This window comes from Paraburkholderia sp. GAS82, assembly GCF_050436285.1.
In the GTDB taxonomy this organism is placed as follows: Bacteria; Pseudomonadota; Gammaproteobacteria; order Burkholderiales; family Burkholderiaceae; genus Paraburkholderia; species Paraburkholderia phenazinium_B.
In genome coordinates this window covers 837,575-851,191 of sequence record NZ_JBNDLX010000002.1, presented here as the reverse complement: position 1 = coordinate 851,191, position 13,617 = coordinate 837,575, and the positions used below count along the sequence as shown (strand labels likewise).

Here is a 13,617-nt window from a genome sequence, read left to right as displayed (position 1 = left end):
CATGATGCGAAGATCACAAGACAGTTCGCGCCCGATCGCGAAGCATAAGCATTCGTCATACCGACGAAGGAGACATCAGGATGAGTGAGCCGGTTGCGGTCGCGGCCGCTTCATCGCCTCGACCGCCATTGATCCGCGTTACTGGCGTCACCAAGAAATTCGGTGGCGTGCAGGCGTTGCGCGGCGTCGATCTGGAGGTTCTGCCGGGTGAAGTGCATGCACTGCTCGGCGAAAATGGCGCGGGCAAATCCACCCTCATCAAGATACTTAGCGGCGTCCATACCTACGACGAAGGTTCGATCGAAATCGCCGGCCAGAAGGTCGCGTTCGAATCGCCGGCGAAGTCGCGCGAGGCGGGCGTCGCCGTCGTCTATCAGGACCTGAGTCTCGTCGAATCGCTGTCCGTTGGTGCCAACCTGATGCTTGGGCGTGAGCCGCGCACGCGGTTTGGCTTCGTCAGGCAACGCGAACTGATGGCGCAGGTCAGCGCATTTCTGCGCGAACACAATATTCCACTCGATCCACGCGTGCCAGTCGACTCGCTGCCGTTTGCCTACCGGCAGATGACGGAGATCTGCAAGGCGCTGATGGGCGACGTGCGCGTGCTGATCCTCGACGAGCCGACGTCTGCGCTAACGGGCGGCGAAGAACAGATTCTCTTCGACGCGATTCGCGCGGTGACGGAGCGCGGCGTTGGTGTGATCTACGTGACGCACCGTCTGAACGAGGTGTTTCGTATCTCGCAGCGCGTGACCGTGTTCCGCGACGGCGCGAACGCCGGCCAGTTCGCCACGGCCGAGACCGACATGAAGCAGTTGGTCGCTGCCATCGTCGGCCCACGTCATGCGGCGATGCAGGCCAGACAGGAAACCACCGGGGGCGTAGTGACGCAGCCGGGGCTTGGCGTGGATGCTCAAGCCGCCTCACAGGTCGCACACAATGCGCCCGTGCTGACGCTATCGAACGTAAGCAATGCGCGTCTTTCCGGCGTGAACTTCTCCGTGCACAAAGGCGAAGTGCACGGCCTCGCAGGACTGATCGGCAGCGGCCGCACGGAGATTCTGCAGACGATCTTCGGCCTGCTGCCGACGCACGCAGGCACGATTGAGCTCGACGGCGAACCGCTCGCCGCGCGCCGACCCGCCGATGCCATCCGGCGCGGCATCGCGCTCGTCCCGGAAGACCGGCATCTGCAAGGGCTCGTGCTCGATCACTCGATCGAACGCAATCTGACCTTGCCGCGTCTGCCGCAGTTTTCGCGTGGCGGCTGGCTGCTCGCGAAAGCCGCTGCACAACAGGCGCGCACGGCGATGAAGCAGCTTTCCGTAAAAGCGCCCGATGCGTCGACGCAAGTGAAGTTTCTCTCCGGCGGCAACCAGCAGAAAGTCGTGTTCGCCAAATGGAATCATCCGCGGCCGAAGCTGTTGCTGCTCGATGAGCCGACGGTCGGTGTGGACGTAGGCGCACGCGAAGAAATCTACGGCGTGGTGCGCGACGCGGCACATGCGGGTACAGGCGTCGTAGTGGTGTCGTCGGATCTGGACGAACTGTTGCGGCTATGCGATCGCATTTCCATCGTGGTGGACGGCTCGATCGAACGGACCGTCGAGCGCGCGCAGATTCGCCACGCGGAGGAACTTCACCATCTCATTCAACTTCCCCGGCCTATGGAAGAGCTTGCAACATGAACGACTCCGCTTCGCCGATGCCCGCCGAGCAACAGAGCACCCCGCGTCATGGACGCACGTGGCGCATCGCGCAGCTTCTGCTGCAAGGCGATCGCCCGTACATGCTGTATATCGCGTTTGCGATTCTGCTGGTCGTGTTCAGCTTTGCGTCGCCGTGGTTCCTGTCGATCGACAACTTCCTCAATATTGGACGGCAAACGGCGCTTGTCTCGATCATCGCGATCGGCATGACGTTCGTGATCATTGCGCGGCAGATCGACCTTTCCGTGGGATCGGCGCTGGCCTTGTCGGGGATGTCGGCGGCGCTCGCGATGTCGCACATCAGCGATAACTGGATTCTCGGCGCGATTGCGGGCATCGGCACGGGCGCGATCGTCGGCGCGATCAACGGCTTCGTCACGACGCGCCTCTCGATTCCGTCGTTTCTGGTCACGCTCGGAAGCTTGAGCGCAGCACGCGGTCTGGCGCTGATGGTTACGACGACGCGCCCCGAGATCATCACCAACGACAACTTCATCGCGATCTTCGGCGAGGGCACTATTTTTGGCGTGCCGGTGCCGATCCTCTGGACACTGCTCGCCGTGATCGGCGGCATTCTGCTGCTGCACTACAGCGTGTTCGGCCGGCAGATTTATGCGGCCGGCGGCAATCCCACGGCCGCGCTTTATTCGGGCATCAACATCCGCCGCGTGACGACGCTCGCATTCGTGCTGACGGGCGCGCTTGCCGGCCTGGCCGCGCTCGTGCTGTCCGCGCGTTCGCATGCGGCGCGGCCCGACGTTGTGCAGGGCATGGAACTCGACGTGATCGCGTCCGTTACGCTCGGTGGCTGCAGTCTGTTCGGCGGACGCGGCTTCATTCTGGGCACGCTGCTCGGCAGCCTCATCATCGGCACGCTGAATAACGGACTCGTACTGCTCGGCGTGAGCTCGTCGCTGCAACTCGTCATCAAGGGCGTCATCATCGTCGCGGCAGTCGCGTTCACCCGCAAATAGGCACATAGCGGTCGGAGTAAATGGGTCTCCCGTGCATGCGACGTTGCACGGCAGGCCATGCAGGGCAAGTTCAAAAACAGCTGGAGACGCAGTACAACAAGACCACCGGAGGAAGATCATGAACTATCGTCGTGGATCAGCAGCGAGGCTGGCGAGTGTCGCGGCAATCACTGCCATGACCCTGTGCTGTTCGCAGGCATTTGCGCAGGCATGCGCGAATCTGCCTGTGAATTCGATTGGACCGAAGGGTATCGTCGGGCAGGGACCGAATGGCGAAAAGGCGGCGTCCGTGGATGCCGTCAAGCTGACGGATGCCGAGGCCGCCAAGGTCAAGGCCGGCAACTTCAAGGTCGGCATTTCGATGCAGACGATGAACCTCGACTGGTCGCAACTGCAGGTGCAGGGCATCACCGACACGCTGAAGAAATACGGCGTGGAAGTGATCGGCACGGCGTCGGCCGAGTATCAGGTCGACAAGCAGATTGCCGACATCGAGAACACGATCCAGCGCCATCCGAACGGCATCATCTCGATTCCGGTCGACGGCACGGCGACGGCTGCGACGTACAAGAAAGTCTCGCAGGCCGGCATCAAGCTGGTGTTCATGGACAACGTGCCGACCGGCCTCAAGCATCCGCAGGAGTACTCGGCAATGGTCTCGGCGGATAGCGAGGGCAACGGCCAGATCGCGGCGAAGGTGCTTGCATCGTGCGTGCCGAAGGGCGGTACGGTGGGTCTTGTGAACTTCGGCGTCGATTACTTCAGCACGACGGAGCGCACGAAGGCCGTCAACGACTGGATGAAGAAGAATCGCCCCGACATCAAGATCAAACAGGTCGCCTTCACGGACCCGTCGAAGGTCGGTCAGGTTGCCGGCGACTTCCTCACCGCCAATCCGGACGTGAAGGGTGTGTTTGCCGTTTGGGACCAGCCCGCGCTCGACACGCTGACGTCGATGCGCGCGCAGGGCCTCAATACGCCTATGACAACGGTCGACCTCGGCCTTGAGTCTGCAATCGAAATTGCCAAGGGCGGCCCGCTCAAGGCAACGGGCTCGCAACGTCCGTACGATCAGGGCGTAGCCGAAGCGATGGCGATGATGAAAGCGCTGATCGGCCAGACGCCGCCGGCGTGGATCGGCGTGCAATCGCTGCCCGTCGTGCAGTCCAACGTGCTCGAATCGTACAAGACGGTATTCAAGAAGGACCCGCCGCCGCAACTGGCCGATGCCTGCAAGAAGGCAGCGCCCGCTTGCGGTTGATGACCGACGCGGTGTGACGTGTAGGTGTAAGCGTGAGCTTGAGAGCGAAGCCTTTGGAGGCTTCGCTCTTTTTTATTGCGCTTCGAGTTCTTCGCCCCGCTTTGCGTTCTTCGCCCCTTGCGATGAATGCACCGCTATATTGCCGAAACTCAGCGCGATATATCACTCCCCCCGCTCAGCTCGCTTCGGAGCTCACGCCCCCACCTTCCAGCAAGACCTCCGTCACTGCCTCCGAAAACCGTTTCGGCCGGCCCTCGATCATTACCCGTTCCGGGTTCGACGGATCCCGCTCCACCTTGGGAAGCCCGTAAGCCAGGAGCGCGCGCGCGCAACCTGGCCAGTCCGGGTTCCGCGCCAAAACCGGCTCGTTGACAGAGGCCCAGGAAAGCGTACCGAGCACGTCGTCTCCGAAGCCTTGCGTCTCACGCCAGCTAGCTCCGTGAGAAAGCAGAAAGGCCGTGAGATCCGCGTCACCGTGAAAGACAGCGTGGTTTAACACCGTCGCATCCCAGTCTCCTCCGCGCGCGGCAATCGGCCAACCGAGTTCGACCATAAGCTTGACCGCAGAGATCGATCCCCATGCCGCGGCATCGGGCAGCAAGCGCAGCCGGTCCTCCGGCAACGCGCCTGGCAGATCCGGACGTCGGGCCTGAATACGACGCGCCTCGATCGCGTCAGCACGTCCACAAGCGGCCACGAAGTCATCATCGTCGCTTAGCGTCTCCTGCACTCCGTAGGTACGCAGGAGTGCTACGACTTCCGGTAGACCGACCTGGCTCGCCAGCCGATAAGCACTGATGCCGGCGGGCGTCTGCGCGGTGGGATCGGCGCCGGCCGCCAGCAGTGCGGCAATATGGCGAGTCGATCGGCTCACGGCGATCGCACGCAGCAACGGAGGCCCCCAGACTTTCGTGGGCCCCTCTCCCGCCGGCTCGTTGGCGTCGCCACCATGCGCCAGCACCAGTTCGAGGGCAGCCGGGTCCGGCATATCTAGCGCTCGCCGCAGCGCATTCGTCCCGGCGGCACGCGCGCCGTACCGGAACAGCAAGCGCGTGCAGTCCGGATTTTCCAGCGAGTGGTAGAGCGATTCACCGTCATTGGGATCCGCGCCCGCCTCCAGAAGCATCTCTGTGAGCGCCAGATCGCGGACAACGCCGGCCGCACCGTAAAGCGCAGACAGCGGCTCCGACTCGTTGGGTTTTGCGAGAGAAGCCGGTGGAAAGCGGTTACCGATACGCTGGTTAGGATCGGCCCCGGCCGCAAGAAGGTGCTGGGCGCATTCGCGTAGCGGTTCGATGAACTCCGGCAGTTGACCCAGCCTCGAGTGCGTCACCGCGACGAGCGGCGGGAGGCTTAGCGGTCCCCCCGCGCGGTTGACCCACCCGGGATCAGCCGCGGTCATTCGCGACACCACTTCGAGATGCCCCGCAGCGCAGGCAACGTACGCGTCCGTGGCCAGAAGGCCGGGGTGTTCCTGCAGAAGCTGAACCGCAACGCGTGGCCGTGCCGCGTCATACGATCCGGTGACATCGCCACCATAGGCGAGGCCAAGCCAGCGGCGTATCAGAGCCGCCTGATCGTGTTGCGCGAAAGCGCTCGTCTCGACGTACAGCGCGAGATCCGCCCAGGAAGAAAAACCGTACTCGCGCGCGATGCAGGACTGCGCGTCGTGTAGACGAAGCTGAAGCGCTATCGCTTCGCTATCCGAGCGGTGCGCGGCGGCGGGAAGATGATTGACGAAGCGGGCGATCGCTGTTGCGTTGCCGTCGCGGTAAAGACGCAACAACTCCTTCGCCTGCTTCTTGAGATGGTCGAGATTGGCCTTGGGAGGCAGCTTGTTCATGGCGGATCCTCGTGCATTGATGGCCGAAGGTCCGCAATACCGCCAGCACAAAGGATGGTGAGATATCTGACACGCTGCAACAGGTGGGTTCAACCCTTTCCGCGGACCCGGAAGCGGCCTGCACCGCCAATCCGGATGCTAGGCGATGGTGTGCTGCTCCGTCAACCCAGGCTCGAGGCGGAGGTCAGCCCTGCTGGACAGGACTGACAAACTGCTCGATATACGCCTGCCGAACCCTTTCGACTGTAGCGAGCCAGGACTCCCCTTCGGCTCGCCGAAACAGACGCACCACATCCGGATACCAGGGCGAGTCTGCTCGTTCCTGCATCCATCGCCAGTCGACACCCGTCGTGGGAAGCAGTATCCAGCAGGGCGTACCCAGGGACCCAGCCAGATGGGCTATCGCCGTATCGACGCACACGACCAGATCCAGCTGGCTGATGATCGCGGCGCTGTCGGCGAGATCGTCCACCTCCGACCCGAGGTGCAGAAGCGGTTGATCCGCGGGCGGGCATTGAGCTTCGCCCTCGCTCTGCCCTTTTTGCAGACTCACGAAGCTGACGTCAGGCAGGCTCCAGAGAGACGTCAGCGTAGCCAGCGAAGGCAGCGACCGGTTCGCGTCGTTGTGGTGCTGCGGATTGCCCTTCCACACCAGCCCGACCTTGCGGCCAGGCGGAAGCGTTGCGAGCCGCGAGCGCCAACGCTCGACGATCGACGGCTCAGGCACCAGGTGAAGCGGCGGCGGAATCGTTTCCAAGGTCGTACGCAGATGCCAGGGTGCGCTCAACAGGCTCGTCCAGCAGTCGAATCGCGCGGATTGCGAGAGCGCCGTTTCATGATCCACGACCTCGTCGACACCATCGACGGTGGCCATCAGCCTGCGTAAGGCAGGCGCACACGCAAACGCAATGGTCGCAGCCCCTCGCGCCTTGAGCAGCGCGAGATAACGGCCGAACTGAATCATGTCGCCAAGGCCGTCTTCCTGCCAGACCAGCAGGGATTTGCCTGCCAGATCGTCCCCTTGCCACTGTGGGCAACGTAGCAGGACGCGCGAATTGTGGTGAGCAAATCCAGGATGCTCGTAGCGCGACTCGTAAAGCTCCCATCCTTGCGCGTACTGTCCCGTGCCCAGCAGCAGCGTTCCCAGATAGAAGCTGGCATCGGGATAGTTGGGACGCAATGCGAGCGCTTGCCGGAATGCGGTTTCGGCCTCCGGCAGACGATTGAGGCGCTTCAACGTGCTACCGAGATTGTAGTGAGCCTCGGCGTATGCGGGACGTAAGGCGACCGCCTGCTGAAAGTGCGCAACGGCTTCGGGCAGACGCTCGAGTGCTCCGAGCACGCACCCTAGGTTGTGATGCGCCTCCACGATTCCCGGCCGGCAGCGAAGCGCCTGCGTATAAGCCTCCTCGGCCTCGGCTAGCCGATTGAGCGCATAGAGCACATTCCCGAGGTTATGGTAAGCCTCGGCATAGTCCGGATTGGATGCGATAGCTTGCCGGAAAGCGGCCTCTGCTTCGGGCAGACGCTTGAGTTGGAGCATCACAGCACCGAGATTCGCGTGTGCTTCCGAATAGTCGGGTTGAATGGTCGATGCGAGCCGAAACGCGAGTTCGGCCTCGCGGAGCCGGTTGAGCCCCAGCAATACTCCGCCCAGGCTGTTCAAGGCAGCGGGATTGTCCGGCTTCAGCCGCAGCGCTTGCCCGTAAGCCACCTCTGCCTCCGAAAGGCGTCCTTGCTCCTTGAGCACGTTGCCGAGGTTGTGGTGCGCTTCGACAAAATCGGGACGCGCCGCCACAGCAAACCTGTATGCGGTCTCGGCATCGTGGAGCCGGCGAAGCTCGTGAAGTGCGAGGGCCAGATTGAAGTGGGCCTGCGCATAGCCGGGGCGAATTGCAATTGCCTGCCGGTATGCCGTCTCCGCCTCGAGCAAATAGCGGAGATCATGCAGAGCCGCGCCGAGATTGTGGTGAACCTCGGCAACGCCGGGCCGAATTTTTTGCAACTCCTTGTAGATCGCCACGGCTTCCGCAGGACGCTTGAGCGACATCAGCAACGTACCAAGGCTGTCATAGGCCGCAGCGAAATCAGGCTGCAGGTCGATACATTGGCGCCAATACGTTTCCGCATCCGCCAGCCGGTTCAGGCCGAGCGAGCACGCCGCAGCGATGTTGAGCGCCTCAGCCCGAAGCCCTGGAGGAACACTTACGGTCGAGTCGAGTGCTGGCTGAACGATGGACAACGCTTCGGAAAATTTCCTCTCCGAATAGCGTGAAATGGCTTGCTGAATGCGGTCTGTGACGGGAAGCGCGGGCTTCGGCGCGAGTGGCATGGGATGTGGATTGTCTTCGGAGGCGCCCCAAGATCTTGATCCGCCAGGGGCGCCCTCCTGCAAGTTGCGTCAGACCTTGGCGACTGAGGCCTGATAGATCTCTTCGATGGCTTCCTTGAGCGTCGAGTCGAACTCACTATCGCTCATCGATACCTTGAGTTCGTTGATCAAGGCCCTGGAGAAGCTGGCGATCATGCCGTGATTTTTAGCGAGCCGTTGACACGCGTCGGTGCGCGTATAACCGCCGGAAAGCGCGACGACCCGTGCCACACGCGGATGATCGATCAGCGGACGATAGAAGTCCGGTACGTCAGGTATGGTCAGCTTGAGCATCACCTGACGGCTCTCCGGCAACGCGTCGAGACCTTTGGTCAACTCCGCGAGCAGCGTGGCTTCCGCGCCCGGCTTGTCCGGACTCTTGATCGAAATCTCGGGTTCCAGAATCGGCATGAGACCGTGGCCGTCGATCTGCGCACCCAGTTCAAACTGTTGCTTCACGATCGCAGCGATACCCTCTTTCGAATTCAGCTTGATGACCGAACGCATCTTCGTGCCGCAGATACCGAGTTTCACCGCCCGCTCGAGCAGCGCGTCCAGCCCAGGAATCGGTTTCATCAGCTGGACACCGTCCGCTTCGTCCTGCAGGCCCTTATCCACCTTCAGGAACGGCACGACGCCGCGATCCTCCCACAGGAAGGCCGGAACCGGCTTCCCCTGAGCCTGCCCGTCCATGGTGGCTTCGAACAGAATAGCTCCGATGACCTTGTCCCCGGTAAAGGCGGGCGCCGTGATGATGCGCACCCGCATCTCGTGGATCAGTTTGAACATCTCGGCGTCGCCACTGTAGGCGCTCTCCGGGATGCCATAAAGCTTCAGGGCACCGGGGGTCGACCCACCGCTTTGGTCCAGGGCCGCGAAAAATCCCTGTTTTTCACGAACTTGCGTCAGCATCTTCTCATCAGCCACGATTTGCTCCCTTTTTCGACAATGGAAATCGGACCAGCACGCCCAGTCGGGACATAGTGCTCAATACGGTCAGTGTATCAAACGCCCATCACATACAGTTCTCCGGGCCGCCTGCGCCCGACGCCAGCAAGATTCGGGCTCGGGTCGTCCAGTTAAAGTATCTGCGCTGACTGCCGATATGCTGTGTGAGTAGCAGCCCTCCAGGGGGCGCCCAAGCAGCCCTGTTTTGCAAAGAATCAGGTGCCGATCGGATCGACGTCGAAAAGTGAACCCCAAGTGCGACAAACTGCGTTTGCGTCTTTGCTGTCCATCTTGGCCTGTTTGATTGTTTTTTCGTTGTGCGGTTGCCATCAGCAGGACCAGACTTCTTCGAGCACGGGCGCGCCCGCCAGCACCACGATCACCGCCCTGATCTGGGCTCCCGACTGGCCGCAGGAAATGCTGCAGATTGCCGCCGAATTCAGCAAGCTGAATCCAGACATACACGTGGATGTGCAGTTCATGATCGGCAACTCGGTGGAGGAAAACATCAAGCCGCGGGTCGCCTCCGGCAACTTGCCCGATCTGGTAAGTATCAACCCGAATGCCTACGCGGCCGACCTGGCCGATCAAGGGCTCCTGGCCGATGTGAGCAGGACGTCCGCCTGGAACAACATGCTCGATCCGCTCAAGAAGGACTGGACCAATCGCCAGTCCAGGCACTTTGGAATAGCGGGTGGAGTGGCGACGACGCTGATCTACTACAACGAGGACATGTTCGCGAAGGCAGGGATCAAGGAACTGCCGACCAGTTTCAACGAATTCCTGGCGGTATGCGAACAGCTCAAACGGGCGGGTATTACGCCTATCATGTGGAACGGCGGCTTTCCGAACATGCTCGGCAACGGCCCTTTCAGTTCAGGCTTTGCCAACAATGTTGTAGCGCACGAGCCAGACTGGAAAAACCGGATCAGCGACGGCACGCTGGATCTCAACACCCCTCAGGTAGCGGATATTTTCGCCAAGATGTTGCTGATACCCGAACGTGGTTTCGTCCAGGACTCGTTCATGACGACCGGTTACGACGATGGCATACGGCTTTTCAAGGAAGGCAAGGTCGCGATGGCTTTTCACGGCAGTTGGGCCGCCGGTCTGTTACTGCACGGGAACCCCTTCAAGGTAGGCGTATTCATCCCACCGTGGAACGCGCCTGGTGAGCGGGTCGTGCCGGTAATCGGCAGCGAAACCGGCTTTGCGGTGTCCGAGACGCCGAACAAGGCCGCTGCGATGCGTTTTCTCGAGTTTATCGCCGGGCAGGGGTTTTCCATTCTGCAGACAAAACGCCAGAACATCTCCCCCTTCAAGCAGGTCTCGGGGACAGCAGTTAGCGATCCGAAGATTATCGACTACACCAACACGGTTAGTCGCTATGCGGTGACCGGAAGCCCGTACTATTCGTTTCTACCCTCCAATTCCATCGAGCGTTTGCATCGATTGATGCAGGATGTGCTGTTTGGCAAAATCACGCCAGGACAGGCGGCGAAACTCCTGGATGAGTCGGTTAAGAATGAAGCGAAGATGCACTACAAATGACTTCCCTGCTCGGTTGGCTGCGAAACGCATTCGCCTACTTCTCGTTAGATCTGCTGCGCCGTGTCGAGATTCGCTACCGGCTGATAACCGCGTTCATCCTGCTTTCGCTGATCCCGATACTTGTTTCGGGCTACATATCGTATGTAGAGTCGACCGCGGCGATCAAGCAGAAGGCGGAGATATTCTCGAAAGAGGTGGTCAAACAGGTCGCCAAAAACATCTCGCTGCGCATGGAGCAGATCGAGACGGAGAGCAGTCTGCTGGTGCTCTCCGATCGCGTTCAGGACGCGCTGACCCGCGTCGCGAGCGGCAATGAAAAGGAGCAAAGCGAAGCGCGCCAGGATATGACCCGATTGCTCCTCGAGCACTACGGCGCGGTTGATTACATCAACCAGAAATATCTGCTCGACCGGAACAACCGGATCATGGACACCCAGGCGTTCGCGCAACTGACGCGGGGTGTCGTGCGTCTGGTCCAGCAGGCGCCCAACCGCAATGGCCGGCCTTACTGGGGTAGCTACGACAACGGAGCCGGTCAACAGGACCTGGGGATGGTGCGCGCCATCATCGGCAAGAGCAACAATCAGCAGATCGGCAATCTGGTTCTGGTGATTCGTCCCGAACATTTCTCGGCGATTTTCGATGACGTCGCTACGGGCAGCGGAACGGAGATCTATGTCGTCGACGCCAGTACCGACAAGCGGATTGTCGGCGCCGACGGCACTTCGGTGACCACCGACGGCAGGGCCGAGCCGGGCCTGATCGAAAAGATCACACAAGCCGATCCGCACGGCGAGCCGAGTGGCTTCGTCGACTTCGAGGGCACAAGCGGCGGCCGATATCTCGCCGCGTACACCGCCATCGCCGGAACGCCATGGTTTGTGGTCAGTACCATCCCGGAGCAGAAGCTGACTGGGGAGGCACAGTCGGTGCGCAACCAGATCATCCTGGTGGGCATCTCGGGGTTTCTGCTTTCCATCTTTCTCGCCTACTTCATTTCACACAGCATCTCCGCCCCGCTCAAGGAACTGGTGCGAAAGATGCACGACACAGGCAGCGACGCGGGCGCCGAGGTAGAGATACCGGTGGACGCACACAGCGACCTTGGCGCCAGGGATGAACTGGGCAGACTGGCGCAGCGGTTCGAACGAATGAGTGCGGCGATCAGACAGAAAATCCAGAAGATCAACGAGATCAACGCCTCTCTCGAGCAAACCGTCATCGAGCGCACAGTGGAACTGGTCGCGCGCGAGCAGGAGTCGCGCACGTTGATCGAAAACTCGCCCGACACGATTACGCGCTACGACCGCGATCTTCGCCGCACCTACGCCAATCCCGCGTTCTGTGTTTCAGCGGGCCGCAGCCTCGCCGAATCGCTCGGCAAGCGGCCCTCAGAAGTCCCGGGCGGCGCCAACGCGCTGACCTATGAGAGGAAGATCAAAGAAACCATTACAACCGGCAAAAGTCATCAGTTTGAACTGCGATGGCTCGGCAAGGATGGAAAGGAACAGTGCAGTCATATCCGGCTCACGCCGGAGATCGATGCATCGGGCAAGGTGAACTCCGTGCTGGCGGTAGGCCGTGATTTGTCGGACCGGATGGTGTTCGAGGCAACGATCTGGAAACAGGCCAATTTCGATGCGCTGACCCATCTTCCGAATCGCCAGATGTTTCATGAGCGTCTCGACCACGAAGCTGGCGTGTCGGATCGCTCTGGGCGGCCCATGGCCCTGATGTTGATCGATCTGGACCGCTTCAAGGAAGTCAACGACTCACTCGGACACGATACCGGCGACATTCTGCTGATCGAGGCGGCGAGACGCATCACCTCTTGCGTGCGTGAAACCGACACGGTCGCTCGTCTTGGCGGCGATGAGTTCACGGTCATTCTGTCCGGGCTGGACGACACCGGACGCATCGAACAGATCGCGAAGACGGTCATCGCCAAGCTCGCCGAGCCGTTCAAGCTCGGCGCGGATGAGGCCTTCATTTCTGCGAGTGTCGGCGTCACGCTATACCCCGACGACGCCAGCGAACTGGACGTTCTCTTCAAGAATGCCGACCAGGCCATGTACGCGGCGAAAGCCGCTGGACGCAACCGTGTCCACTATTTCACGTCCGAGTTGCAGGTGGCGGCAGAAAAGCGCCGGCGTCTCACGAGCGATCTTCGTACCGCCCTGCAATCAGAACAGTTCCAGGTCTATTACCAGCCCATCGTCGATCTCGCGACGGGCGAAATCTACAAAGCCGAAGCACTGATACGCTGGATGCATCCCGAACGCGGCACGATCAGTCCGCTAGATTTCATCGCCTTGGCCGAAGACACGGGGCTCATCGTTCCAATTGGCGACTGGGTATTCAAACAGGCCGTGCGCCAGGCGCATCAATGGCGCCAACGATTCCATCCGTCGTTCCAGATCAGCGTCAACATTTCACCGGTGCAGATTCGTCAAGACAATCTGGTGTGTATCCAGTGGTCCGAATACCTCATACAGGAAGGGATGCCCAGACAAAGCGTGGCCATTGAAATAACCGAAGGGTTGTTACTGGACGCGGAACTGAACGAGAAATTGCTGAGTTTCCGTGATGCGGGAATGGGGATTTCGATCGACGACTTTGGGACCGGCTACTCGTCCCTGGCGTATCTGAAGCGCTTCGATATCGACTATCTCAAGATCGACCGCTCATTCGTGCAGAACCTCGGCTTCGACGGCGGCAACCAGGCGCTTTGCGAAGCGATGGTCATGCTGGCTCACAAGCTTGGGCTTCAGGTGATCGCCGAAGGGGTCGAGACGACAGATCAACGCGACTTTCTCGCCGCCGTGGGTTGCGACTTTGCGCAGGGCTTTTTGTACTCCGAGCCGGTTCCGTCCGATCAGTTTGAGGAGCGGGTGTGGCCGGCCGTCACGGCGATTGCTGACTAGGAACGACGCGACGCGCCCTATAATCAGCCGATCCCC

Annotated in this window: 8 protein-coding genes; 5 read left to right on the top strand and 3 right to left on the bottom strand. The window is 60.9% G+C overall.

Annotated features, from left to right (window positions below):
• Positions 1-80: 80 nt before the first annotated feature.
• From P3T17_RS10200 to P3T17_RS10190, 3 genes are all read left to right on the top strand, one after another.
• Positions 81-1,688, top strand: a complete 1,608-nt coding sequence (locus tag P3T17_RS10200; protein ID WP_429406377.1) for a sugar ABC transporter ATP-binding protein — start codon at positions 81-83, stop codon at positions 1,686-1,688.
• Positions 1,685-2,683, top strand: coding sequence for an ABC transporter permease (locus P3T17_RS10195; RefSeq protein WP_074267240.1), 999 nt, complete (start codon positions 1,685-1,687; stop codon positions 2,681-2,683). The genes P3T17_RS10200 and P3T17_RS10195 overlap by 4 nt, the downstream gene beginning before the upstream one ends.
• A gap of 118 nt (positions 2,684-2,801) precedes the next feature.
• Complete coding sequence (locus P3T17_RS10190) at positions 2,802-3,944, top strand: substrate-binding domain-containing protein (RefSeq protein WP_429406375.1); 1,143 nt, start codon at positions 2,802-2,804, stop codon at positions 3,942-3,944.
• A gap of 175 nt (positions 3,945-4,119) precedes the next feature.
• On the opposite strand, the gene P3T17_RS10185 is transcribed toward P3T17_RS10190, so the two are convergent.
• From P3T17_RS10185 to P3T17_RS10175, 3 genes are all read right to left on the bottom strand, one after another.
• Entirely contained in the window at positions 4,120-5,787 is a 1,668-nt protein-coding gene (locus tag P3T17_RS10185; protein ID WP_429406373.1) for an ankyrin repeat domain-containing protein, read from the bottom strand.
• 184 nt (positions 5,788-5,971) lie between these two features.
• Positions 5,972-8,119 carry a tetratricopeptide repeat protein gene (locus P3T17_RS10180; RefSeq protein WP_429406372.1) on the bottom strand — a complete coding sequence of 716 codons (2,148 nt, stop codon included), beginning with the start codon at positions 8,117-8,119 and terminating at the stop codon, positions 5,972-5,974.
• 69 nt (positions 8,120-8,188) lie between these two features.
• Entirely contained in the window at positions 8,189-9,085 is an 897-nt protein-coding gene (locus P3T17_RS10175; protein WP_074267236.1) for a fructose bisphosphate aldolase, read from the bottom strand.
• Between the two features lie 336 nt (positions 9,086-9,421).
• Here P3T17_RS10175 and P3T17_RS10170 point away from each other — a divergent pair, with 336 nt between their 5' ends.
• Both P3T17_RS10170 and P3T17_RS10165 read left to right on the top strand, forming a co-directional pair.
• Positions 9,422-10,657: an ABC transporter substrate-binding protein gene (locus tag P3T17_RS10170; RefSeq protein ID WP_429406495.1), complete on the top strand. Its 1,236-nt coding sequence runs from the start codon at positions 9,422-9,424 to the stop codon at positions 10,655-10,657.
• On the top strand, positions 10,654-13,581 hold the full coding sequence (locus tag P3T17_RS10165; protein WP_429406370.1) for a bifunctional diguanylate cyclase/phosphodiesterase: 2,928 nt from the start codon (positions 10,654-10,656) through the stop codon (positions 13,579-13,581). The genes P3T17_RS10170 and P3T17_RS10165 overlap by 4 nt, the downstream gene beginning before the upstream one ends.
• The last annotated feature ends 36 nt before the right edge of the window (positions 13,582-13,617 follow it).